At 37.9% G+C, this 26,340-nt stretch carries 16 protein-coding genes; 5 read left to right on the top strand and 11 right to left on the bottom strand.

Features of this window, described 5'->3' with window-relative positions; translation table 11 throughout:
* Nucleotides 1-164 precede the first annotated feature (164 nt).
* The 11 genes from KO527_RS11585 to gorA all read right to left on the bottom strand — a co-directional run bounded on the left by KO527_RS11585 (nt 165) and on the right by gorA (nt 19,314).
* A complete protein-coding gene (locus KO527_RS11585; RefSeq protein ID WP_216040451.1) occupies nt 165-1,208 on the bottom strand; it encodes an IS110 family transposase in 1,044 nt (347 codons plus the stop codon).
* Nucleotides 1,209-2,491: 1,283 nt separating this feature from the next.
* Entirely contained in the window at nt 2,492-9,922 is a 7,431-nt protein-coding gene (locus KO527_RS11580) for a hypothetical protein (protein ID WP_216040450.1), read from the bottom strand.
* Nucleotides 9,923-9,940: 18 nt separating this feature from the next.
* On the bottom strand, nt 9,941-10,591 hold the full coding sequence (locus KO527_RS11575; protein WP_216040449.1) for a hypothetical protein: 651 nt from the start codon (nt 10,589-10,591) through the stop codon (nt 9,941-9,943).
* Between the two features lie 227 nt (nt 10,592-10,818).
* Nucleotides 10,819-11,658, bottom strand: a complete 840-nt coding sequence (locus KO527_RS11570) for an IS3 family transposase (RefSeq protein ID WP_216040465.1) — start codon at nt 11,656-11,658, stop codon at nt 10,819-10,821.
* On the bottom strand, nt 11,652-11,966 hold the full coding sequence (locus KO527_RS11565) for a transposase (RefSeq protein ID WP_216040448.1): 315 nt from the start codon (nt 11,964-11,966) through the stop codon (nt 11,652-11,654). The genes KO527_RS11570 and KO527_RS11565 overlap by 7 nt, the downstream gene beginning before the upstream one ends.
* Nucleotides 11,967-12,165: 199 nt before the next feature.
* Nucleotides 12,166-12,234 carry a hypothetical protein gene (locus KO527_RS26385; RefSeq protein ID WP_354668617.1) on the bottom strand — a complete coding sequence of 23 codons (69 nt, stop codon included), beginning with the start codon at nt 12,232-12,234 and terminating at the stop codon, nt 12,166-12,168.
* A 66-nt stretch (nt 12,235-12,300) separates the two neighbouring features.
* Nucleotides 12,301-12,759 (bottom strand): hypothetical protein, encoded by a 459-nt coding sequence (locus KO527_RS11555; protein WP_216040446.1) that lies wholly within the window; start codon nt 12,757-12,759, stop codon nt 12,301-12,303.
* Nucleotides 12,756-14,798 (bottom strand): hypothetical protein, encoded by a 2,043-nt coding sequence (locus KO527_RS11550; protein ID WP_216040445.1) that lies wholly within the window; start codon nt 14,796-14,798, stop codon nt 12,756-12,758. Before KO527_RS11550 ends, KO527_RS11555 begins: the two co-directional genes overlap by 4 nt.
* 1 nt (nt 14,799) lies before the next feature.
* Entirely contained in the window at nt 14,800-16,542 is a 1,743-nt protein-coding gene (locus KO527_RS11545; RefSeq protein WP_216040444.1) for a hypothetical protein, read from the bottom strand.
* Entirely contained in the window at nt 16,535-17,857 is a 1,323-nt protein-coding gene (locus tag KO527_RS11540) for a tyrosine-type recombinase/integrase (protein ID WP_216040443.1), read from the bottom strand. Before KO527_RS11540 ends, KO527_RS11545 begins: the two co-directional genes overlap by 8 nt.
* A 95-nt stretch (nt 17,858-17,952) precedes the next feature.
* On the bottom strand, nt 17,953-19,314 hold the full coding sequence (gene gorA / locus KO527_RS11535; RefSeq protein ID WP_216040442.1) for a glutathione-disulfide reductase: 1,362 nt from the start codon (nt 19,312-19,314) through the stop codon (nt 17,953-17,955).
* Nucleotides 19,315-19,481: 167 nt separating this feature from the next.
* Here gorA and prlC point away from each other — a divergent pair, with 167 nt between their 5' ends.
* From prlC to KO527_RS11510, 5 genes are all read left to right on the top strand, one after another.
* On the top strand, nt 19,482-21,524 hold the full coding sequence (gene prlC / locus KO527_RS11530; RefSeq protein WP_216040441.1) for an oligopeptidase A: 2,043 nt from the start codon (nt 19,482-19,484) through the stop codon (nt 21,522-21,524).
* 168 nt (nt 21,525-21,692) lie between these two features.
* Nucleotides 21,693-22,901: a response regulator gene (locus tag KO527_RS11525; RefSeq protein WP_216040440.1), complete on the top strand. Its 1,209-nt coding sequence runs from the start codon at nt 21,693-21,695 to the stop codon at nt 22,899-22,901.
* A 92-nt stretch (nt 22,902-22,993) separates the two neighbouring features.
* Nucleotides 22,994-23,752, top strand: coding sequence for a class I SAM-dependent methyltransferase (locus KO527_RS11520; RefSeq protein WP_216040439.1), 759 nt, complete (start codon nt 22,994-22,996; stop codon nt 23,750-23,752).
* 107 nt (nt 23,753-23,859) lie between these two features.
* On the top strand, nt 23,860-25,794 hold the full coding sequence (locus KO527_RS11515; RefSeq protein ID WP_216040438.1) for a methyl-accepting chemotaxis protein: 1,935 nt from the start codon (nt 23,860-23,862) through the stop codon (nt 25,792-25,794).
* 34 nt (nt 25,795-25,828) lie between these two features.
* Complete coding sequence (locus KO527_RS11510; RefSeq protein ID WP_216040437.1) at nt 25,829-26,302, top strand: peroxiredoxin; 474 nt, start codon at nt 25,829-25,831, stop codon at nt 26,300-26,302.
* Nucleotides 26,303-26,340: the final 38 nt, after the last annotated feature.

Genomic DNA, 26,340 nt, shown 5'->3' with positions numbered 1-26,340 from the left:
TTTCCTTATTGTACTAATGCACGCGTACTGAGTGCCTAATCACGCCAAGAGGCTTAGGTATTTAGGCATATAATCAGGTTAAAGCTTAATGGCTATTAACTCACCCAATTGATTGATGCTCAACCTTATATCCAGTTAGACGTTCAGCTCACTCAGTACCGTGACTAACGCTTTAAGAATCGGGTTTCATCGAATACAGTCTCTTTTTTAAGCATATAATAAACGCAACGACCGAGCTTATGCGCCAGCGCGGAAATCGCTTTGGCTTTACTCATTCTTTTTTGTAATTTTTCAAGATATTGAGTAGCATTATGGTTATGGCGTAATAACAATACAGCGGCTTCTGAGAAAGCCCATTTTAAATGCGCATTACCAATTTTATTGCCTTGAGTACCATAGGTTTTGCCTGCTGATTCAGCTTTACATTTTACGAGTCTGCAATAAGAAGCAAACTTTTGAACACTCGGGAAGCGATTAATATCACCAATCTCGTAAATAATTGTCAGCGCGAGAATACGACCGATGCCATTAATGGTTTGCAAGATATTTAGATGAACGGGGTTATGTTGCTTGGCCATCTGTTCAATATAATGCTCTAAAGGCTTGAGCTCTTTTTGATAGCAGTCAAGTATGCCCATATCGAGATTAATAGAGCGTTGTACAACTGGATCGGGAAAGTAATAGCGCATTTTTTCTCTATCACATACATTTTTTAAATTTACATTATGGGCAGGTAGATTGTACTGACTAGCAGTGTTTGCAACGTGAGCTTTTAAATCAGCACCATGACGAACGATTTTGGTTCTGCGGCGTAATAAATCACGAGTGGCACGCATTTCTTTGTCGTAGACATAAGCAAGAGGAAAATTACCGCCACGAATAAGTTTGGCGATTTTATATGAGTCTATTTTGTCGTTTTTAGCTTTACCACCATGAATGGCTTTCATATAAAGGGCATGACCAAGAATAAAATCGATATTATGCGCTTTACAAAAATCGGCAACCCAATACCAGCAATGCATACATTCAACACCTACCACAATGTCACCGATATAGGGCTGTAACAACTTAAGCAAGGCGGAGGGGTCATCTTTAATTTTCTTGTGAACAAGAATAAGTCCTGTATTATCAATGATACAGACGTAGAGTAATCTAGCGTGTAAATCGATACCACAATAGTATGGATGCATGTTATTGTAAAAGTTCATTGAGCTTTCTCCTTTTTGTTTGGTCACTAAAGTATTACGTATAAACGCGATACTTTGGAGGAGGCTCAATGATTATCAAGTCTTTAAATTAAGACTCACAAAGCTGTCATGCCATTTGCGGAGCAAATCGCCCGACAGCATTTGGCTCACTTATTAAAGAGGCGTTAACCCGCCATATATAGATCGAATTTATTTGTGGAATAGGTATGTAAATGTTCAAATTTTTAGAGTGGATTAGTAATAATAAAAATATAAAAATACTGATTCGTTCTTGTTTGGTGTTGCCTCTAATTTGCTTTTTATTGATCACATTTCGGGGAGATAAATCCTCCGACTTGATCATTGCAGTAGTTCAATGTTTGGTTTTTATAGAGTTTATCGTGATGTTTATAATTCTTTTAGGATTATTTTTAAAACGAAAAAATAGTGAATACTAGGCAATTTAAATTTTTGTTTTGTTATTTTAAAATAGAAGCTATAGCGGCTAATCGGGTAGCCGAAGGTCTCTAACCTCCAGTCCCACACCACCACATCGTGCGAGTAATCCTTCATAATGAATCTTTATGAGTTAGGCTAATGACCGCAATATCGGAGGAGCTGTCGTTAACGAAACTGATATCGACGGCAGCTATTCGCTCTTTCCCGAAGTTCGGCTCAGTGCCATAAGCAGACCTTCAGACGCTTACTTTTTAAGGCTGTTCAGAGCCTGAAGCGGACAAAGAACATGGTAAATACTCACTTAAATTTAAGTCAGTTAAGATACGAAAGAAGACCTTAGACATGGCTTATCTAGTGACATTCGAACCGATGAAAATCAGCCCTGTTTTAGATAATAGAATTGTTCTAAATTTCATCAGGAACCTATAGAGTCAGAAATTCTCATTTGATTAAAAGTACCAAAGCGGACATTAGATTAATATGATTTTAGGTATTAAATTCTGTGGCGCTATGGGGCACAAAGTGAGATAGGTTATATGCATTAAGCAAACCTCACCATCTAAAATGAAACGCTAAGATGATAATTTTCACAAACGCATGTAAATTCAGTCTGGAAGTTAATTAAAAAATGATAAATATATTAGAGTACTTAGCGTCATTTTTTGAGTGTACTTAAAACTTACAATATCTATTCAATGTACTAGCTTATAATTACTATGTTCCCAATGATTTGTCTAACCATAACAGTCGGTACAGTTAGATAAGTTTAAGGTGTAAAACATAGAAAGCATCACTTAATAATGAACCTATTATATTAAATGATGCTTTTATTTTGAATAAACTAACTAAGGACAAACACCTGCTTTCGGTGTAGGCGGAACCCCTGTTACACTATTTGGCACTCCATTAGTCACGCCAAGGAGATCATCGGGAACAGTTTCTAGATTACAGTTATCACCTTTGCAAGCTGCTGAAAAGCTAAAGTGCCTGTCTTTCAATATGACCACATTGTATTTATGAGCAAGTGGGTCGAGTCGTCCCAAATGACCAATATCTGTCCCTGAATTCGTATTTGCTTCGGTAAAACCTGTCGCTTTGCCAGTAAACCAATCATGATTTACTTCTTCCGCAGTAGCGCAGCGACGGGTTACATAGCGTGAACCATCTTGGAGGTTTTCAATATCATTAATACAATATTGTAAATCGGAATTGACCGTACCCGAGGCATGATTTCCGAAAGAAACATCACAAACTGTTAAAACATGTGAGCGCTCACAAATGAATTTAGGTCCACGGCAAATTTGACAGCTGACTGGTTTAATAGGATTTAGGGAAGGTGTGCTACTATATGTTACATCGCCAGTAGCGGTATCACCATTCGCATCTGTAACGGTGAGCGATATTTTCCCTGAAATAGCGGTACAAGTGCTAGGTACCGCAGGAAAAGCGACGGTTGGATTGTCTGTAGTACCACCGGTAATTACTAAGCCATTGGCATCGGCACCTAGCCCCCAATTATAATGGTAAGGTGGTAAACCTCCTGAGATGGTTGGGACATGCAGTGAATGATTGCCTGCAATACCTGCCACTGTTAGCCCTGTATTCGCACTAAGATCAACAGTTTTAGGCATCGGCGGAGTAGCAGGTTTAATGTCAATAACAAATGACTTGCTGCCTGATTGGTAATGGTTTGCAGAATCACCTGCTGTCATCGTCGCTGTGTAAGTACCTTTTGAAGCGCCAATTGGGTTGATTTCCAAAGTTGCCGTATTCAATCCAGAAAACACCATGTCCAATGTTGCGGGGGGAGTAGGATTAGGAGTAATCGTCCATGTTGTTGTGGCTGGCGTGACGTCACTACCACTTACGCTATCTGCAAAGGTTGTGTCAATAAAGGTCGGCGGCTCCGAATCATCTGCGATTAGGTTAATACGGTGGGCGCTGTTCGTATTTACTACGATAGTTGGTTCGAAAACAGTCACATTAACTGTGTCAGTTCCCGGTATTCCACCACCTGTTACATCAACTTCAAAGGTCAGCGTTGTGTCCGCAGTTACATCAGGCGCGACGAAACTTGCGCCATTGGTATTGCCATTAATCAGCGTTACCGTAGGAGTGCCTACTGTTTGTGACCATGCGTAGTTAGCCGCATTGCTTGATACAGCGTGTAGCTGGACCGTTGCGCCCGATCTAACGCGAATATCGCTACCTGCACTTACCGTTAAGGGATTAGCAATAATAGTGACTGTAACAGGTACGTGCACTACATTGCCTACGCCTATTGCGGTAAAGTCAAAGGTCAGAGTTGTATCTGCGTTAACGGCAGGTGCAACAAAACTCGCATTTAAATATTTTACATCGCCTATTGTAGAAGCGTTAGTAATAGTACCTACAGATAGTCCCGCTGAACTCTGAGTCCATGCTAAATTTTCGACAGTACCCGCGCCTGTAATACTACCAGCTAGATTAACCGTTGCTCCCGCATGCACTGAAACATTGTTTGAATGCGCCGCAATATCAGGAACGCCCTGAACAACAACATTTACAGACGCACTTTTAACTTGTCCATTGCTGGTGCCTGTCACGGTAAAGCTAAATGTTTCTTTCACGCCTTCCGCTTGTGAAGGTGCAATAAAGGTTGGATTAGCCTGTGTTGCATCAGACAATGAAACGTTTTGACCTGCGGTTTGTATCCATTGCCATGTTGCTCCTGCACCATTTACTCCCTGAGCGCGTAATTGAACGGTACTGCCTTCTATTACCGAGAAGTCAACACCTGCGTTAACACTAAACGGCGGTTGTTCTACGGTCATTATAATACTACCAGAAGCGGTATTATTAAGACTATCAGTTACCGTTACGCCAAATTGTAAATCAACACTGTGGGTAACATTAGGTGCTGTAAAACTTGGGTTATTGGTGTTAGTAGCGCTAAGGCTAGGAGGGGTAGAATCTGCCCATGCATAACTAAAAGGACCTTTACCGCTAGTAACATTGGCATGTAAATAACCTGTTTGTCCAGAAGGGATATTTGAGCCCGCTCCTAAGTCGACTCGCATTTTTAAATCTCTAATGTTAATAGTAACTGTCGCTTTAGCGGTTGCAGAGTTAGCACTGTCGGTTGCAATGACTTGTAAAACTAAGGTTCTATCTTGGTCAACTGCCGGAATATCAAGACTGGTATGAGCTAGCGCAGGGTTTGCAATATCTCCTGTTACCACACCAGTACCGCCATCACTTACAACGCTCCAAGCATAAGACGCCGTACCATTTACATCTGTTGTTGATGCAAGTAAGTCAACTGTATTTCCTTCAGATACTGAACGTATAGAAGTTCCTGCAGTGAGTTTGATAGCTGTTTGCACTTGATAGCTTACTGTGTCCGTAATAGGGGCATTGTCATTATCTGTTACGGTGACTTCAAGTACTATCGAGCCACTGGTTGTGGGCGCCATAAAACTTGGCGTTGCCGTATTTTCATCGGTAATTATAACGGCTGTACCACTGGTTTGAGTCCATGCATAAGTCGGCGTGCCATTAGAGTTTGTTACCGTTGCTCTTGGGGTTACCACTGCGTTTGCAATAACTGTTTCATCATTAGACGCGACAACAGTCAATGGTAATTTCGGTGGTATGTTTAATGGGCTAATATCAAAAGTTACTTGCGCTGTTTTGACTTCAGTGCCATCACCCACTTCTACTTCTAATACTAAATTTTGATGGCCACCCGTGATGGTTGGCACTGTAAAGTAAGGATTGCCTGTCGTTTCGCCAATGATACCCCCAACAATATTTGGCCCACTTATTTGTGTCCACTTGTAAGTGATGGTGCCTGCGGCATTCATGACCGAAACAGTAGGGTTCGCTAGACGACCACCAATCACACTTTCATGCCCCGCCATGCTTAATGTTAATGTGGGTTTACTAGGTGAATTATATGGAACAACTTGATATTGAGAATTAACCGTTTTACTAATGCTTTTACCATTAACGCTATAAGTGATAACAGCTTGCAACTCAACAGGTGTGATACTGGTAACACTCGGTGCACTCACAATAGGCTGTGCAGTATTGGCACCTGCAATGACTAAATCTGCAGGTGCGGGGTTAGGTTTCACTACTGTCCATACATACGTAAAAGTACCACCAGATGCAGCATTTTCGTGTACATCAACACTGGGTTTAAAGGTCTTGCCTGACTCAATTTGATTGTTCTGATGTGTACTTTGATTAGGACCTGTGGCTAGGTTACTGCCGCTTTGGTTCTGATGCGAATTTACCGTAAATAAAGGTTTAGCTGTGTATCTTACACTTCGCGTGATTTGATTAACGCCGTCGCTCACTGCCAAATTCACGACAATGTTAGTGTCTTTGCTGACTGTTGGTACAACAAAGCTTGGTGCTGCGGTAGTTTCATCAACCAAGGTAACTACAGAACTCGTCCAACGAATGGAATAATTGCCTGTGCCTCCACTAATGTGTGCTTGCGGCAGTACAGTGTCGCCTTCAGCAACGTCTTCGCTTGCTGGGTGTAATATAGAAACAGCTAACTTAGGGGCTGCTTTTACAGTGACTGTATGCGTAGAAGTAACACTTTGATTATTCGCATCTGTTACTGTAACAACCCAAGTAATGTCTGTATCGGTTGTGACTATTGGCGGTGTTACAGATGGGTTTTCAGCACTTGTGCTGCTAATTATAGCTTGTGGACCAGCTGTTTGTGCCCATGAATAGCTAAAAGGCGCTGTTCCTCCATTAACCCTACCTTTTAATTCAATTTGTCCATGTCCACTAAATACAGAATGCTGCGCACCTTGTTGTGGCGTAAACGGCTTGCCTAATACGTTAACTACTTGCGTTTTCGAAATGCTTTTTCCACTGCCAGATTCTGTAGCCGTTACACTAAAAGTTAATTTCCCCGCGGCTGAAGGAGCGATAAAAGTTGCGGTAGGTTTAGAGGTGTCGGTATGGGTTATAACAACCGGGGTACCCGTCACTTGTACTTGTGTCCAAGCATAAGTAAATGAGCCGCCTCCGCCAGTTTGGCTAACCTGTGTTGTTAAGTGAACTGTATCACCGGAAGTAGCTTGTTTTACTGTATTAAGTTGATTAGTAAATGCAATATCTGGGGGGGTGACCGTGACAAACCACAAAGCATCGAAAATTTCACCCGCATCGTTAGTGGTTTGAGCACTAAAGGCAAACTCTGTATCTTGGTTAACATCTGGTGCGGTAAAAGAAAGTTCGCCATTGTTGGCAGTAAACCCAGCGTCAGGCCCTTTGTCTTGTGCCCAAGTAATAGTAGCATTCGGCTTTACTACGCTGGTTTCTGTATACAGCGCATTTAAAATGACCTGATGAGACGATTTTACCTTAGTTGGCCCGCTAATAGTCAACGCACCTATTTCAACAGGTTGCACTGAGCTAAGCACAGCAATGGATACTTTTTCGCTGACTGTCGCGCCTTTGTAGCTTGCTGTGATTAGCACAATAGGTTCATCAATACCTGCGACAGCAACAAAATGAGCGGTATTATCCTTACTCGCCAAACCAATCGATTGGGCAGATTTATCTTCCCACGCATAAGTAACGCCGGTAGTTACATCTGTTCCATTAATGCTGACCATTGCAATAAGATCTACTGAATCACCGACATCCACTATAGAGGGTGCCATCAGAGTTAGATCTAAATGCGGAGGTGGGTTAATGGTTATACTTATTGTTTTACTTACCACGGCTCCCTTAAATTTTGCCGTTACCAAAATAACCACTTCATGAACGCCTGAGATGGCAACAAAATTAGCGGTATTGTCTTTACTCGATAAAACCACTGGTTGTGTAGATTTATCTTCCCACACGTAAGTAATACCACTATTAACATCTGCTCCATTAGCACTGACCATTGCAACAAGATCGACACTCGTCCCTGCATCTACAGGAGAAGGTGCGGTAACGGTTAACGTTAAATTAGGGATGGGATTAATGATTATGCTTATTGTTTTACTTACAGTAGCACCTTTAAATGAAGCTTTAACTAATATAACCGCTTCATGAATATTCGCTATCGCAACAAAATTTGCAGTGTCGTTACTGTTCGTTAAACCTATTGGTTGCGTCGATTTATCTTCCCACGTATAAGTAACGCCGCTATTAACATCTACCCCATCGGCACTAATCATCGCACTAAGAGGTACGCTATCACCTATATCAATAGCAGAAGGTGCAGTAACGGTTAAGACTAAAGTAGGCGGTGGGTTCACGGTTATACTGACCGTTTTAGTTACAGTATTACTACCAAAGGAAGCCGTTACTGATATAACCGCTTCAGGAATACCCGCTATCGCAATAAAACTTGCTGTATCGCTATTGCTTGTTAAGCCTACTGGTTGAGTTGATTTATCTTCCCATACATAAGTAACGCCACTGGTAACATCTACCCCATCAATATTGAGTAATGCTCTAAGGTTTACATTGTCACCTACATCAGCAGATGCCGGTGCAGTAAAGACTATATCTAAAATATGCGGTGGGTTAATGGCTATGCTAACCGTTTTACTTACCGTCGAGCCGCCAAAAGAAGCTGTCACCGATATGACAGCTTCAGGAGTACCTATTATAGCAATAAAATTAGCCGTATTATTACTGCTTGATAAAAATACTGGTTGTGCAGATTTGTCTTCCCACACATAAGTAACACCACTATTTACATCTTCCCCATTAACGCTAACTAACGCACTTAGATCTACGCTAACGCCTACATCAACGCTAGTAGGGGCAGTAACAGCTAAAGTTAAACTAGGCGCAGAAGGGTTAATCGTTATACTAACCGTTTTGCTTACCATAACACTGCCAAAAGAGGCTGTTACCTGTATTATCGCTTCATCAATACCTGCTAAAGCAACAAAACTGGCTGTATTATTATTACTCGTTAACGCGAGTGGTTGTATTGATTTATCTTCCCACACATAAGTGACGCCATTACTAACATCTACTCCATTGATGCTAAACACTGCGCTAAGGTTTACTACATCACCTATATTAACATCAATGGGTGCAGATACAGCTAAACCCAAAACAGGTGGTGGTTGAGCTGGATTAATCGTTATACTAACTGTTTTGCTAACTGTAGCGCCATCAAAGGTGGCTTTAACTAATATAACCGCTTCACTAATACCCGTTATGGCAACAAAGTTTGCTGTGCTATTTGTGCCTGTTAAGCCTATTGGTTGTAAAGACTTATCTTCCCATTCATAAGTAACGCCAGTGATAACATCTTTTCCATCAATACTAAATACTGCACTAAGATTTACGCTATCGCCCACTTTAGCGCTAACTGGCGCAGTAATCGTTAAAGCTGAATTAACTGCTTGGGGTGGGTTTATCGTTATGCTCACTGTTCTGCTAACTGTTGCCCCTTCAAAAGAGGCTGTGACTAATATAACCGCTTCGTGAATACTGCCTATGGCAACAAAAGAGGCTGTATCGTCACTGCTTGCTAAACCAATTTGTTGCGTAGATTTATCTTCCCACACATAAGTAACGCCACTATTAACATCAACCCCATCAGCACTGACCATTGCACTAAGATTTACATTATCGCCCACATCAACGCTAAGCGGTGCGGTAACCGCTAAACTCAAATTAGGGGGCGGGTTAATGGTGATACTTGTTGTTTTACTTACAGTAACGCCATCAAAAGAAGCGGTTACTAATATAACGGCTTCATCAATACCAGAAACCGCGACAAAATTAGCCGTCTCGTTATTGCTTGTTAAACCAACCTGTTGCGTAGATTTATCTTCCCACACATAAGTAACACCACTATTAACATCTACTCCATCAATATTTAACAACGCATTAAGATCAACGCTAGCGCCCACATTAACAGCTGGAGGAGCAGTGATGGTTAACTTAGGTGGTTGATTAATAGCTATATTAATCGTTTCACTGACAGATGAACCATCAAAATAGGCTGTTACCAATATAATCGCCTCATCAATACCTGCTAAAGCAACAAAACTTGCGGTATCGTTATTACTCGTTAAACCAAGTTGTTGTGCAGATTTATCCTCCCACACGTAAGTAACGCCACTATTAGCATTTGCTCCATTAGCACTAAGTATCGCACTAAGGTTGACTGTTTCACCCGCGTCAGCTATGGAGGGGGCACTAACCGATAAACTTAAGTTAGGCGCAGTATCTGGAGGAATACTTGCTTTATCACAAGCCGTTAACCCAATCAGTAAAAATAAACTTATAATACGAAATAAAGTCATAAAATATCCAAAAATTAATTAAAAGCGCAAGCCAAATAAAAGGCTTAAGTTTGGTAAGTGAATCGTGTCATCGCCATCTTCAATGGCGAAGTAAGATAATCTAACGCCAATGTAAGGTTGAATGGCTGAATGTGGCAAAAAGTAAATTTGATTGCCTACCTGAAAACCTGCTGCACCATCACGCCAAGCTTGGCCTTTCATTTCGCCTTCAGCCCAAATATATGAAACACCTGCATAAACTGAAGACTCTATTGTAGATGATTGATGCCATAGGTAATGATAATTTAGCTGTAAGGATTGAAAGTTGAGCTTGGTGGTTTCTTGGCAAGCTTTATCACCACAATGCGCAAGCACATCCGCGCTATATTCACCGGTTTTGCTCCAACCCATTGCAAGAAACGTTTTTTGGGGAAGTACACTGTGATGTAATTGGATTGAAACATCTAACCCCAGTTGCGTGTCAGAGTCAGTGGCAAATAGGTCACTCGTATTTAATTGGTAGTAGTCTTCTGCGTCCAAATAATTAGCGTGCATGCCTGCTTCAAATTGATACAAGGGTTTATCTGCGGCGGCATTTGTTTCTGATGCAAAACTGTTAGCTGAAATAATCGAGGGGAGTATAAGAAAACTATATTTTATTATTTTTATATTACTAAATAGTTTCAACATTTTAATCCTTCAAATGTAATAGGTTATTGAGTCTTGAATATTCTTATTAATGATATTAGCAATTAGTTGTTGCATTTCAAGCTACTTCTGTAATTATTAATAACACTAGAAAGGTTATAATTTCAAATAAGTAAAACCTTAAAGGTATTGACATGACTAGAATAAAACCAATCTAGATTAATCGACCAACCTTCAGCTGTAATGGTCAACTCAACTTGGAGACTTCTTTAGGCACTTTTTAGTAATTTCATTTCATATTCTGCTGGTGAAATATTTCCTAACTTATTATGGCGGCGCTTTTGATTATAAAATGGTTCTATATAATCAATAATATCAGCTATCGCTTCACTCCTTGTTTGATAACGACGATAATTAACTCGCTCAGATTTTAAACTGCGGAAAAACCTTTCTGTAACAGCATTATCCAAACAATTTCCTCGACGACTCATACATGCTTTGATGCCATGTTCATTTAGTGTTTTTTGAAATGTTTCACTCGTATATTGAACTCCTTGATCACTATGGAATATAACGTCATCATTTGGTTGTCGTTTATTTACTGCTAAACGTATTGCTCTTGTTGTTAACTCACTATTTGGTTTATCTGAAAACGCCCAACTAATTACTTTACGCGAGCATAAATCCATAATCACAGCTAAATACAGCCAACCTTGTTGAGTTCGGATATAGGTAATATCACCTGACCAAAGCGTATTTAGTTGCTCTGGGTTAAATTGCCTATTCAAGTGATTTGGTGCGATAACTGATGCTTTACCACCTGATGGATAACGATGTTGCTTAGGTCGTTTAGCTACAAGGTCTAAGCGTTTCATTGCTGTTCTAACTTTATGAATACCTAGGCTAAAACCCATAGCCTGAAGCTCTATTAGCATTCTGCGTTTGCCATAAGTTGCATCCATGTCAACATGAACTTGCTTCATGGCCGCTTCAAGTTTTACTTGTTCAGCGTTTATACCTTTAGGTTTTGAGCGATAATAAAATGTACTTACCGAAATCGATAAGCACCGACAAATTTGCTGAACTTTATTTCCAGCCTTCTTCAACATAACAGATACTTGTTGCCGTTGTTCATTTCCATAGCGAAAAAGGCTGACGCTATTTTTAATAGTTGATTATCACTTTTTAACTGCTTAACTTGCTTTTCTAATTCCTGAATACGTATTTGTTCAGGAGATAAAACACTCGCTTTTGGTGTGATACCTTGTTGTTCTTTTTTATACTGACTGATCCAACGCTGAATTGATGACAACCCTACGCCGATAGCTAACGCTGCTTCTTTGTGTTTGTAGCCATGTACAATCACTAGCTCTGCACATTCACGTTTAAATTCTGCTGATAATATTTTCTTTGGCATTTTTGACCTCGATATTTTAGATAATAATACCTCTAACGAAGTCTCTAGTTAAATTGTACCGTTACAAGACTTAGTTATTTTGTTCGTGAATTTGTAAAAGGAGTTACAGATTCACTGTTAAGCAATTAGATATGTTCAAATTCATGACATGCCGCAACTTGTAAAAAGTGTGACCGATTTTTATATAAGTCACTAGATTTTACAATGTCATCAATTTTTTCGTCAGCAAGTTTGGCAATGTAACATTGATTTTACTCGCTTTAACCATGTAAGGCTCAACATCTAAATCAATCAAAGCCCATACCCAATCTTTAAGTGGGCGGTGAAATATAAATTATCTTAAAGGTAAGACCTTACTCCTTTTTATTTCTGCAATCCTCTCTCTAAGCTCTAGGTTAGCGTATTCAAGCTCATTAATACGAGCTAATGCTTCAACCAATTTATCGTTTAAATGATGCTGTGCAGCTGCAAATAGAGCTAACTTCTCTCTCTCCAATTCATATTTAATCTTATAGTTATCCTTTATGCGCTTTTGCTCTTTAAGCTTGGTCCGTACGGTTTGTATTTCCGGTTGAACAGTTTCACCTTCTTCTGAAGCGAGCTCAGCTTTGACTAGCTTTACTTTTTCAACAAACTTAGGGTAGTAATAACCGCTACCATTACCCAAATTGGCCTCTTCTTCAACAGCGCGTACACTCAATTTTCGATGAATGGAGACTCTTTTAGGCTTTCCTTTTTTGATTCTTTCAAGGGCAGCCTCTAATACTAATAGTGTGTTTTCACTTTTACTCATGTCACTACCTTTAAATCTGGTTCAAAAGGGGTGAAGGGCATGTTAAAATCGGTCATAACATTTTCAGCGGCTCGTACTTGAGTTATATAGTGGCTTCGTTCACTAACAGATATTTCTTCTCCTGACTGCATATATGCTACTAGACTACGATGTTTTTTCTGCCACCATTTAGCTTGCTGTTCATCTATAATACTACTCCCTGAGTCACAATCAACGCAAAACTGTGGAATTATCACACCATCCATATCGCAGTCGTACCCTGATTTACAGTAACTATGTGCTGAACCATGTAAAGTTAGTCGTTCTTCTTTTACAGCTTTATAGATAATGTCCCAAGAACTGTATATATGTGGGATATCACTTCTCATTTTCATGATGGCTTTTCCATGTTTACCAGATAACCGCTCATTAGAGTGCCACTGACTAAAAATCTTATTAGTAGTAGTTTCTGCGTTTACTTCATCGATCGCTTGTTGGATTTGATTATCGATAACTAAATTATGGAAGCTTGCTAATTTCCCACCATTGCTATACCACTCAGTCATTGCAAGATAGAGATGTTTAAACTGTTGTTTTAAAGCGACTAGTGTACCTAAACGATTTTTAACACAATAAAATGCCAAAGTTCTTCTAAATTGATGAGAAGACATTTGCCAAGGTTGACCGACGATAACTGTGGCTTTTATACGCTCTAGTGAACGAGGGTTAGATTCAACGCATTCTTGATAATCGGCTTTGGAAACTATGATGTCGAATTGTCTACAAAACCGGCTTAACCTTTGAGGCCAGTCTTTGATTAGTTTAGGTGGCTGAGAACGCCAAGTTTGATTTATCCAAAGTGAGTTTTTATATTTTTCATCTGGGTAAGTTACTTCTTGTCGCCATTTATTTGTAAGTGTAGTCATTAACTCTATGGCTTTTTTAGAGGCGGATGCTGTAACCCATGTTTCTCTCTTTTCACCTAGTTTAAAAGTGTGGGATTGTAACATGTGATATTCACGCCCTTCAAAAATATCGATGTAGTAACTATTAGGAGTGAGCTTATCTAGCTCAGAGTCTCTCATGCCACTAAACCCTCCACAAATGATGTAGCAGGAGGAAATTAATTGGCCTATATATCGCTTAAACTCTGTAATTGTTGTTAAAGGAATTGTTTGAAAAATATTAGCAAGTGGTGCAATTATATCTTTAGCCTCATAGGGTTGGTTATCCATTATCGCTAATGCATATTTATGATTATTGACTTTGCCCATTTCTTCCATAAGCGTATAAGTGTGCCCTTGTTTGATTTTTTCATCGAGTATGCGTTTACCCTCAAGATAATTGTTCTGAAGATCGTTTTCAATTTCTACAATGAGTTGTTTGTGAGGAATGGCATCGTTCACTAACTCGATAGCTTTACCATAAATTTTATTGCATAAGCGTTCTGGAATAACAAGAAGTTGCTGCTTTTCTTTACCGCAGAGCTTCCTTGATAGAATGTGAGATTCAAAAATAGTCAAGCCTAAATTTAGCTTGTGCCAAGGCCCTAATCTGATAGCTGCATTAATTGAAACAAAGGTGTAGGTCGTAGTATTTTCAGCGAGGCATTTACTTTGCAAATATGACTCAAACTTTATATAGTATCTTGAATTTGCTAACTCTTTAAGCGATTTGAGATTGTTTTTAACCAAAAAACGATAAGTGCGTTTCATACACTTTAATTGAGATTCAACACTTGTGAAACTCAGAGCCCTTCTTCCTTGTGGGCTTTTATTAAATAACCAGCCATAGGCTATTAGCTTAAGCTCTCGTTGTAACTCTGGGTGGTTATTAAATTCTTCAAAGTTAAATGAGTGCTTTTCTTTACTTCGAGCAAACGGCATTAAGTACCAATTATTTTGACCAAATGTAGCTGTGACGTTTCCGTAAGTATCTTTGCATACAACGATGGAATTTAATTCAGCAAACTGCCTTTTCTGGAAAAGAGATACGATATCGACATCTTTTATTTTATGTTCTGCGGGAAAATCAGCTAAGTATAATTTTGATGTATCCATATTACACCTCATTTTTTCTTGTAGATGGAATTAAACTAATAACAGATTCGCTGTCATTCCATAAAGGATGATTACCCTCATCATCTAACTTGGATTCGGCTTGTTTTAGAATCGTTTTATTGATATTTGGAATAATTTTTTTATCAATAAACGCTAAAGTTGTTTCAAAGTTATTTCGGTAGTGATGAGCATCAAGATGAAAATACAAAGACTCTTCGATACAGGCCTTAAAAGATAGTAAACACCAGATATCACTTACTGATTGGACAATCACTTGTTCTGGACAACCGAAGCATTTGAGTAATTCAGCACATGCTAGCTTTTCACCATCTTTCAGTAGTCGATGTGTTTGAGCTTTTTTTGTATACTTTTTTGATTGTTCTCCAAATGGGTGGGCACAACTGCTTCCAATTGCAGTTCGACTTAGTTCAGGGAAGTTCACTTTGTTTTCTGTTTCTATAACCAGTACGTTTATACCTAAATTTATCCGAGCTTGTTTAGTATTAATATTTTTTTGAATTTGTTCTTGTCGTATTGACATTGTATCTTGCAGCATTCCATTGTTTGTATGCTTGTTTCCTCTACTGTAATGCTTATTACGGGTTTGAATTGAATTGTTTAGCATTAAGTTACTTACAACTTCCCCCTGGTGGAACGCCGTTAATTGAGATCCAGTTTCACGAAACCGGCTGATTACGGGACGTAAACGCCTACCGGTTTGATCTGTAAAGGCGAAGTGCCGCTCAACCCACTTAAGGAGATGAGTAGTTATACCTGTATTTATTGGTTTATTTTTTTTATTTACTACTACTTGCAGTAATGCTGTGTTGTCATCAGAATTAATCAGCCTTGAAGCATTAAGTAATTTGTCAAAAAATTGCATCGCATATTTAGGTATGTCAAGTTCATGGCCCCCCATTTCAATGTGAATCGTTTTGAACGCACGACGTTTAAAAGCGGGCATCGTATACCAAATATCATCGACTGAAGTAGAGACATTTTTTGGTTGCTTTAATTGAAATAAATCGCTTGTGTTAGCATAAGTATAATAAGCAAGGAGGTACGTCGCGGCCCCCATCATTTTTGAAATGCCAGCATATACAGGGTAGATCTGACCTTTCCATTCAAAAGTCATTGTTGGTGCTCGTTTATGAGCATTTATATGTATATCTGGTTTTTCTATAAATTGCGAATATGTTTGATTAAATAAACGTCTTAAGAATGGAAGTAACTTATTTAGGTCATTTTGAGTATAGGCTTCATATGGCTCAATATCTTTTTTATCCATTACAACAATGTTTTCAAAATATTGGCTCGATAAATCAAGGTATTGCTGAAATAATGTCACCATATTTGATCTTACAGATCCATAAGTTGATTGCTTAAGTTTACCCAGCATTACCCGAGTTTGTTGGTGTGTCATATAACTTTCTAATGAAGCTTGAGTAAATGCAATCACCTCAGATTTATCACACCATTTTAGATAACGAGAGAGTTCAATAAATTTTGAATAAAGTGTTTTTTCACTAGACCCTTCATTTATTTTTTCTTCAAAGCGTGATTTTATTTGCAGGATAAAACCTTCACGTTGAGCATCTTTAAATAAATCACCTTGTCGAAGCTGCTTTGAAGGGGGAATACCTTTGAAAAGTAACCGATTAAAATCGGCACGGCAGTTACCATTAGCGATCAAATGAATACATAATTCAGGTTTCCAAGTATTTAGATAAGTAATGTTACTCATCTTCACCTCCAAGTGCATGATGCATAATACTGTCAAGGATACCGAATTTCACTTTAAAGGCTTCTCTACGTTTCAGAAACCGTATATATTTCATAGTCGTGGATTCATTTTTATGTCCCATCCATCCCATTAATAACTCCAAACATTCAGTAGTATGTAATCCCACACTAAGAAGATCACTGAGGCGATATGTTCCATATGTTGAACGGAAGTCATGAAATCGGTGAGTAAATGATGGGTGTATTATTTTAATTTTGGCTCTTAACTCTGACCATCTTGCTTCAATCGATTTTGGAGAGACGGGATTACCTTGCTCGCTGACAAAGAGAGGCTCATGATCTAAACATCTCTTAAATGAAATAGCTGTTTTTTCATTCAGTTCAAGTTTTGAATTGAAGAAATCATTAAGCTTTTTATCTAGTTTGTTCACTCGTTTTAGTCGACGCTCAGATATGCAATATTCGTTTAGTATATCCAGTAGCTTTTTTGATATCTCAATTGTTCGTTTATTACCATATTTTGTCTGAACGCCGTTAAGTTGTGGGGCCACACTGAACTCAGAACGATACTCCGATTCCGCAAGTGGTCTAGCTGATTTAATGGCATTGAGGGAGATAGTTGCAACCTCTTGTATGCGCAATCCTGTATCAATGGATATTAGGATTTGAAGTTTTAATTCTTGTGACGCCTCAGGCAGAAAGTCAGTTAAAATATCTAACTCTGCTTGGCTGAGTGGTGTTAGCGATCTAACTGTTTTGGTTTCACTGTCCCTAGGTACTTTTATTCTTAAATCACTACTTTCAATAATGAATTTTGGTGATATATGTGCAAGTATTCCAATAGTTTTAATCGAAACGAATTCCATTTTAAATGGCGCTTCTTTCTCATTATTCACCGCTAAAAAACCGTCATGTAATAACCATTTATAGTAGTTTACGATTTGATTCATCCTGATACTGGCTGTCGAATGAGCCAGAGTTCCTTTTTTTATTTTCTTTAGTAAGTGAGAACGAAATAGATACGTTGGTTTTAATCGTTTGATAGGAGGAAACTTATTCCAGTGAAGATTGTTATCTTCAAGGAATTGATAATAATCTTGAAGAGCTTGAGAACAAGGTTGTAAGTCCACAGCTTGCCTGATCACTTTTTTATAAAAGATGTAGCTGTTCGCTTCACGATTAAACTTACCACCTTTAGTAAATAACGTTGGCAGTGAGCCAATATTACCACCGATGGGGGTAGCTAGGATTTTTTCATTTATTTTAGAAAGCTGTGTTTTTTTATATATATCTGCTGATTTGATTAAAAAAGACATAAATTCCTCTAGAAAAGCCACGTATATACTTTTAGAGTAGTCAGTGGCTAAGTATTTTCCAGATTTATTGATGTGTGTAAGATGCTTTTTCTACACTAACCAGTCATGGTAACAAATTCTTCAGAGCCTGTTGGGTGAATAGCTACAACAGAATCAAAGTCAGCTTTGGTTGCGCCCATTTTCATGGCTACTGCAAAACCTTGGATCATTTCATCTACCGAGAAACCAATACCGTGTAAGCCCATTACTTTTTCATCATCGCCCACACATACTAATTTCATTTTACATTCTTGACGGTGCTGAGTTACAGCTGTGTACATAGCTGCAAAACCTGAAGTGTAAACTTTTACGTTATCAGAACCGTATTGTTCAATGGCTTGTGATTCTGTTAGGCCAATTGTGCCAATTGGTGGGTGACTAAATACTACCGTAGGGATTAAGTCATAATCCATTTTTGCATTAGGTAGTTCAGGGTTAAATAAACGCTCCGATAATAAACGACCTGCTTTAACAGCAACTGGAGTGAGTTCAACACCGCCTTCCATAATATCACCCACAGCATAAATATTTTTAGCTGTCGTATTTTGATATTCGTCTACTTTTACAAAACCGCGTTCATTTAATGTCACGTCAGTTGCTTCGATATTGATTTTATCTGTGCTTGGCTCACGACCAATCGCCCAAATTAATGTATCAACATTGTGTGTCTCACCGTTTTCAAGGTGAAGTGTAATACTGCCATCTTCTTCTTTTGTTACTTTAGAAGGCGTTGCATTTGTATGTAGTGTTGGCCCTTCTTTAGCCATAATATCTGTTAAAGTATCTACAATTAATGGCTCAAAGGTACGTAATGGCGAGTGTTTACGTACAAATAAATGTGTCTCACTGCCTAAACCATGTAATACACCTGCAAGCTCTACGGCAATGTAACCAGCACCAATTACGGCTACGCGTTTTGGTTGCGCGTTTAATTCAAAAAAGCCATTTGAATCTATGCCTAACTCAGCACCTGGAATATTTGGAATGCTAGGGCGACCGCCAACAGCAATTAAAATGTGATCTGCAGTGTAGAGTTCACCATTTACTTCTACTGTTTTGTTATCAATAAATTTAGCAAAACCTTTGATCACAGTTACGCCATTACTCGCTAGATATTTATCATAACCTTTATGAATACGACCTATGTAAGCTTCTCTACTTTCGACTAATTTAGACCAGTTAAAATCTTTTATTTCGACATCAAAGCCATAATCAGGTGCATAAAGCTCAATCGCATCTCTTACTTGAGAGCCATGCCACATTACTTTTTTAGGTACGCAACCAACATTTACACAGGTACCGCCCATATGTTCAGCTTCAATAAGTGCAACTTTAGCACCTCGCATTGCAGCACGATTTGCTGATGCGATACCGCCGCTACCACCGCCAATTGCGATATAGTCAAAATGTTGTGCCATGTTAATTCCTTAATCGAAAGTAATATTTTTTAAGCGCTCAGTGTAAATTACGCAGTTTCAATATATAAGATATGGTTATTATGGATTATCTTTCAACCTAATAGCTTGTAATTTATTTCGATTGCCCCAATCTATTTTTATAATCACAGTGAATTGAAAGAAATAATATGACAAATAATCCGCTAATCGGTCTTGAAGGACTTCCACCGTTTTCAGAAATTAAACCTGAACATATCGTGCCTGCATTAAAGCAAGGCATTGAAGCTTGCAGAAAAAAAATTGATGAAGTATTAGAAAATAGCACTTATACCTGGAACAACTTTATAGTACCTCTTGAAGCGGTTGATGATCAATTATCTCGTTTATGGTCGCCTGTATCTCATATGCATTCTGTTGTTAACTCAGAAGAGCTGAGAGCTGCATATGATGAGTGTTTACCGCTTATTTCGGAATACTCTACTTATGTTGGTCAGCATCAAGGTTTATATAAAGCGTATCAGGCCATTAAAGATTCAGAAGACTTTAATTCGTTATCGATAGCGCAACAAAAAGTAATCACAAATACCTTACGTGATTTTAAATTATCGGGTATTTCTCTGAGTGAAGATAAGCAAGTTCGCTATGCTGAAATAAGCACAAAACTATCTGAGCTAGCTGCAAAATTTGGTAATAATGTAATGGATGCCACTCGTGCTTGGCAAAAGCATATTATTGATAAAGCATTATTAGCCGGTTTACCAGAGTCAGCTATCGCACTTGCAGAGCAAACAGCACAAAGTAAAGAGCTAGAGGGCTGGTTATTTACTTTAGACTTCCCATCTTACTTACCTGTTATGACTTATGCAGATGATCAAGCGTTACGTAAAGAAACTTACACTGCATTTGCTACCCGAGCGTCAGATCAAGGTCCAGATCAAGGTAAGTTTGATAATTCAGAAGTGATGGCTGAAGAACTCGCTTTACGCCATGAAATAGCACAGTTACTTGATTTTAATAATTTTGCAGAACACTCATTGGCAACAAAAATGGCTGAATCAACAGATCAGGTTTTTAGCTTCTTACATGATTTAGCTAAACACTCAAAAGGCCAAGCACAGGAAGAATTAGCTGAGCTTGAAGCGTTTGCAAAAGATAAACATGGCATAGATAAACTTAATGCGTGGGATTTATCTTATTATGCTGAAAAGCTTAAACAAGAGAAGTACGCTATATCAGATGAAGTTTTACGCCCATATTTCCCTGAAAACCGTGTTTTATCTGGGTTGTTTGCAACTGTAAAACGTTTATTCTCAATTGATGTTAAAGAAGTAGAAGGCATAGATACTTGGCATAAAGATGTGCGTTTCTTTGAAATCTTTGATGTAAAAGGCAAAAAACGCGGATCATTTTATTTAGACCTTTATGCTCGCGAGCATAAACGAGGTGGTGCTTGGATGGACGACTGTATGGGTCGTAAACCTAAGCTTGATGGTTCGGTTCAATTACCGGTTGCTTATTTAGTATGTAACTTTAATCGTCCAGTGGGCGATAAACCGGCGTTATTTACGCATAACGAAGTAACAACTTTGTTCCATGAGTTTGGTCATGGTATTCATCATATGCTTACACAAGTTGAAGCCGGCTCTGTTGCAGGTATAAATGGTGTTGCTTGGGATGCCGTAGAGCTACCAAGTCAGTTTTTAGAAAACTGGTGTTATGAAGAAGAGGCGCTAGCTTTTATTTCAGGTCATTATGAAACAAACGCGCCACTGCCAAAAGACTTATTAGATAAACTTTTAGCTGCTAAAAACTTTCAGTCAGCTATGGTGATGTTACGCCAAATTGAGTTTTCATTATTTGACTTTCATATTCATGCTGATTATGACGCTGAAAAAGAATGCCAAATCCAAACTATATTAAATAAAGTGCGTACTGAAACCTCAGTTATAAAAGCGCCAGAATTTAATCGTTTCCAACATGGTTTTAGTCATATTTTTGCTGGTGGATATAGCGCTGGTTATTATTCTTATAAATGGGCTGAAGTATTATCAGCAGATGCATTTTCGCGCTTTGAAGATGAAGGTGTGTTTAATGCGCAAACGGGTAAATCATTTATGGAAAATATTCTAGAAATGGGTGGTTCAAAAGAACCTATGGAGTTATTTAAAGCATTCAGAGGGCGAGAGCCTAAAGTTGATGCACTACTAAGACATAGTGGTATTCGTACGTAAATAGCAATATATGCATTATATAAAAAGCACCTAAGGTGCTTTTTTTTTGCCTGAAATATAATTAATTCAATGATATTTAATTGAATAAATTAGCAATTTAATCAAAGGCAACTATGCTTTTTATACTTATTTTAAAAATGGTATGCGTTGCAACAAGGGAAATTGTGTATGTCAAAGATGATATTGGCAATTGATGACGATAAATTTATTCACCGTGTAGTTGAAGAAACACTTAAAGACTTTTGCAAAGTGATACATGCAAGTAATGGTGAGGAAGGGATCCGAAGTGCAGTAAAGAATAATCCCGACATTATATTGTTAGATGTAGAAATGCCGGGTATGAATGGCTATGAAGTATGTGAATTATTAAAAAAAGATTCATCAACGGCTGATATTCCAGTGATGTTTTTATCTGGAAAAGGCGCTTTAACTGAGCGTGTGCGTGGTTATAACTCAGGTGGTAATGACTATATTGTTAAACCTTTTGAAGTTGAAGAATTACAAGCTCGTATAGATGTTTTATATAAATACAGAAAAAATTGTGATTCGTTAAAAGTAGATGTTGAACAAGCGCAAACTACAGCTGAAATTGCGATGACGGACTCTGGTGATATGGGCAGGGTGATGCGTTATGTTGGTCAAACTTATCATACCCATAATTTAGATGCCCTAACTGACTATTTTATGGAATTTTTTACGCCCCTTAGTTTGAATGTGGTTGTGGTTTATTGGTATCGAGGTGAAGGTAAGTTTTATAGTAATCAAGGTGTTGTTTGTCCATTAGAGCAAGAGCTATTAGAAAAATGTGTTGATGGTGAGCGGTTTATTGATTTTGGTGCCAGAACAATCATTAACTACCCCCATGTTTCTATTCTTGTAAAAAATATGCCTTTATCAGATGCTGCATTATATGGGCGCTATAAAGATTTATTCCCCCATATTTTGGAGGCAACAAACGCAAAAGTACAAGCGATGGAAGTCAACGATCTTGTATTAGAACAAGCAAATGAAATAACAGATACCTTTTCTTTAGTCGATAGCACCTTAAGAACACAAATAGAAGATTTATATAAGCATACCAAGGTATCGGTTAGCTTAGTTGATACCTTGTATAATAATTTTGTGAATACAATTCCTAATTTAGGCTTAGAAACTGACCAAGAGGAATATGTATTAAATTCAGTTGAACATACTGTTAGAGAGTTAGAGAAAAATTTAAATATCAATGAAGGGATTAGAACTGCATTTGATGATGTGATTCGTTATATGGCGCATATTATGGAGCAAAGAGCCTCTTTATTAGAGCGTTTAACGAATGAGCAAGATAACGCTGTGGCTAATGAAGTAACCTCACAAACAGATATTGAACTGTTTTAAATTTAGTACTCATTAAATGTCGATTAAATCAATGTTGTTTGAATAAAATCAAGTTGGTATAATTCTTTGCTCATCTGTAATGGGATTTCCACTTGATTATTCAAAGCAATTTAACCGAAAAACAGCAATATATCACTTTTTTAGAAGAGCAATTTAAGTTAAATGAATGGTTCGATTCAAAAAGTGACTTTTCTTTAGTTTATGATGAACTTGGTTTATCTTTATTCAAAACAGATGAAAAAAAGCTAGGTGCTATTAGAGTTGACTTTGTCACTGGTGCTGCAGCCCACCGTCGAAAGTTTGGTGGTGGTAAAGGGCAAGCAATTGCAAAGGCAATAGGGTTAAATAAAGGAGCAACCCCTAGTGTTTTAGATGGCACGGCTGGTCTTGGTAGGGATGGATTTGTTTTAGCTGCTTTAGGCTGTAAAGTAACTTTATTTGAACGTCATCCTGTTGTAGCTGCTTTATTGTATGATGGCTTACAAAGATCTTATCAAGATGCTGAAATTGGTTCTTGGATGCAGGAAAATATGCAGATGATATTTGGTAGTAGTCATGATCTTTTACCTTCAACAGATTTAAAACCAGATGTGGTTTATTTAGATCCTATGTTTCCTCATCGTGAAAAATCAGCATTAGTAAAAAAAGAAATGCGCGTTTTTCAATCTCTTGTAGGTGCAGATTTAGATGCAGATAACTTACTGCCAGATGCTTTATCATTAGCAACTAAAAGAGTGGTAGTAAAAAGGCCTGATTATGCGCCATTCTTAAATGATAAAACCCCTTCAATGAAAATCGAAACTAAAAAAAATAGGTTTGATGTTTATGTTTTGGCTGCGATGACCTCATAGTTTTTGGTTGTTATTTCCTGTTTGTCATATTTATGTCACGTAAGTGACATGAGCTTGTAATGTTCCAGTCATACCCTTGCGTGCAAATGATACGCGGAGTATGAATTATGCGAGTTTCCTCCTTTACACGTTTATTAGCAATTTTACTGTCTAGTGCAAGTTTAATATTGGCGATTACTTTGTTTTGGGCCAGTAATGCTTTTCTCACCCTTAAAAATCAAGACGATGATTATAATCAGCTTAAAAATACTATTTTAGTATCACTTTCAGCTAATGTTGAAGATTACCTCAGTACAGGTGATAGTTTAGCTTTAAATAAATCTAGCCAATTAATACTAGATTTAAAAAAGAATCAATTACAAATCCTTCCAACTGAGCTCAAAGAACAGTTAAATATAAAGTTAGATTTACTAATAGTAGGTATTGATGGTAAGTATCGTGCTCTAGGTAAGTTGTCAGGTAATGAGAATGCTTTGTTGGATAATGCTATTCGTCAGATGTCAGGCTCTGCAATTTCACTTATTCATTACGCACAAAAAGCGAAAGACGATCAAGAATGGCTCGCAGCACAATATACAGTAAAAGGCAGTGACTACTTAAATCAGGTTTTGCTGCTATCTCAACTAACTTCCTCCCTATCATCCATCTACTCTCAAGAAAAAGAAAATCAAATTAATCAGTATTTATTTCAGTTAAATCAGCTAGCACTCGAGATAAATAAAATCCCAAACTTAGGTATATTTGAACAAGTTGATGAGGATGAGTTTTTATTAACAGATGATGAGCCTGAAGATTTAGCTGAAGAAATTAAGTCAGAGTTAATTAGTTGGCCAAAACGTTACCCAAAAGAATTAAATAATACTATCAGTCAATCTAAGGAAAGATTAGAAGGTGTAGCACAGCTCAGAAAAGAGATCTCTGATTTAACTGCGGTAGTACTTAATGCTGAAGTGAAGTTAAGTGAACATCAAGGGGATGTTCAAAAAAATATATTAGTCGTATTTTGCATCAGTATAGGATGTTTATTTATTCTTGCTGGTATTGTTTATTGGGCACAGTTAAAACAAGTATTAAATCCATTAATCTCATTGAGGGATGCATTTAAAGATCTTATTGAAAGCAATGATTTAAAAGCAATTGATAATTCAGCTAAGCACACAGAAGTTGGACAAATTGCAAATTATTTTAATTTATTAATTCAAAGGCAGCGCGAACAAGATGATGCAAAAGCTAAGATGCTCAATGTAATAAATGAGTTTATGCAAGAGATGAGTCATAACTTAGAAAACATCACAGGACATTCAAATAAAACAACAACTCGTGTTGATGAAAATGAATTTTTATTAAAAAATATAAAAAAAATTGGTGAACAAGTCAGTGCTGTAAATGTGCAAGTTGAAGGTAATGCACAAAACACTTTTGTAGCTATGGATAAAAGCTTGGATTATTCGCAGTCTATGTTAAATGCTAGTTCTTTAACGCAACAAAGGGTAGAACAAGGATTAACGAGTTTAAATGAATTGCTAAAAGGTGTTGCAGATGTTTATAAAGTTGTCGATGTGATTCAAACTATTGCTGAACAGACTAACTTATTAGCATTAAATGCAGCGATAGAGTCAGCAAGAGCGGGCGCGCATGGTAGAGGTTTTGCGGTAGTGGCTGATGAAGTGAGAAAATTAGCCCAACAAACTCAGTGTTCTTTAGGTGATATTAAGGCACAGCTTGATTTATTAACTAAAAGTTCCGATCAAGTTTCAATTCAGATCACCGCATTATCTGATGACTCACAAATGCAAACAAATAATGCTGAACAATTAAAAGTGAATTCAGAGCAAGTGGCTAAAAACGCGCAAGATGCCAGCCAAGTGGCGATGCAAGCAAGAGAATTTGCACAAGAGCAGCATGGTTTGCTTGAAAATTTCTCCCATTCGATGGCACAAATGAAACAACAAGTGGGAGAATCAGATAAGTTAGTTGGGCATGTTTATGAAAGTTTGCAACAACAAATGCAAAGTGTACGTAATAGCTTAGGTTTATGTTAGTTTAAGTACTTTTAATTAATATTGGATTTATAGCATGATAAAAGTCGGTGATTTACTCCCTAAAGTGACATTTAATTTATTAACAAGTGAAGGTATGAGCAATCCTAATACAGATGATTTATTTGCAAATAAAAAGGTTGTTTTATTTGCTGTGCCAGGGGCTTTTACACCTACTTGTTCAGCCTCACACTTACCTGGTTTTATTACTTTGGTAGAACAATTTTTTGCAAAAGGCATAGATAATATAATTTGTATATCTGTAAATGACGCTTTTGTTATGAAAGCTTGGGGTGATAGCCAAAATGCAGAACATATCACTATGCTTGCAGACGGTGACGCGGCTTTTACTAAAGCTTTAGGGCTTGATAAAGAAACAGGTGTTTTTGGTGGTATTCGTTCAAAGCGTTACGCTATGATAGTTGATAATGGTCAGGTGACGCATTTAAACATTGAAGCAGAAAAGCAATTTGAAGTCAGTAAAGCTGAAGCTATTTTAGAATTATTATAACAATTTATAAAAAATACGACTGCTTTAACAGCAGCCGT

The organism is Pseudoalteromonas sp. C2R02, from assembly GCF_018860845.1.
In the GTDB taxonomy this organism is placed as follows: Bacteria; Pseudomonadota; Gammaproteobacteria; order Enterobacterales; family Alteromonadaceae; genus Pseudoalteromonas.
Note: the sequence above shows the minus strand (reverse complement) of the source record. Positions and strands in the feature narration are given on the sequence as shown.

Bases quoted from the DNA above. Each gene is read 5' to 3' on its own strand.
- KO527_RS11525 (WP_216040440.1), top strand. From the start codon at position 21,693: ATGTCAAAGATGATATTGGCAATTGATGACGATAAATTTATTCACCGT.
- KO527_RS11540 (WP_216040443.1), bottom strand. From the start codon at position 17,857: ATGTCTTTTTTAATCAAATCAGCAGATATATATAAAAAAACACAGCTT.
- KO527_RS11545 (WP_216040444.1), bottom strand. From the start codon at position 16,542: ATGAGTAACATTACTTATCTAAATACTTGGAAACCTGAATTATGTATT.
- KO527_RS11565 (WP_216040448.1), bottom strand. From the start codon at position 11,966: ATGCCAAAGAAAATATTATCAGCAGAATTTAAACGTGAATGTGCAGAG.
- KO527_RS11550 (WP_216040445.1), bottom strand. From the start codon at position 14,798: ATGGATACATCAAAATTATACTTAGCTGATTTTCCCGCAGAACATAAA.
- KO527_RS11575 (WP_216040449.1), bottom strand. From the start codon at position 10,591: ATGTTGAAACTATTTAGTAATATAAAAATAATAAAATATAGTTTTCTT.
- gorA (WP_216040442.1), bottom strand. From the start codon at position 19,314: ATGGCACAACATTTTGACTATATCGCAATTGGCGGTGGTAGCGGCGGT.
- KO527_RS11510 (WP_216040437.1), top strand. From the start codon at position 25,829: ATGATAAAAGTCGGTGATTTACTCCCTAAAGTGACATTTAATTTATTA.
- prlC (WP_216040441.1), top strand. From the start codon at position 19,482: ATGACAAATAATCCGCTAATCGGTCTTGAAGGACTTCCACCGTTTTCA.
- KO527_RS11570 (WP_216040465.1), bottom strand. From the start codon at position 11,658: ATGTTGAAGAAGGCTGGAAATAAAGTTCAGCAAATTTGTCGGTGCTTA.
- KO527_RS11555 (WP_216040446.1), bottom strand. From the start codon at position 12,759: ATGAGTAAAAGTGAAAACACACTATTAGTATTAGAGGCTGCCCTTGAA.
- KO527_RS11580 (WP_216040450.1), bottom strand. From the start codon at position 9,922: ATGACTTTATTTCGTATTATAAGTTTATTTTTACTGATTGGGTTAACG.
- KO527_RS11515 (WP_216040438.1), top strand. From the start codon at position 23,860: ATGCGAGTTTCCTCCTTTACACGTTTATTAGCAATTTTACTGTCTAGT.
- KO527_RS11585 (WP_216040451.1), bottom strand. From the start codon at position 1,208: ATGAACTTTTACAATAACATGCATCCATACTATTGTGGTATCGATTTA.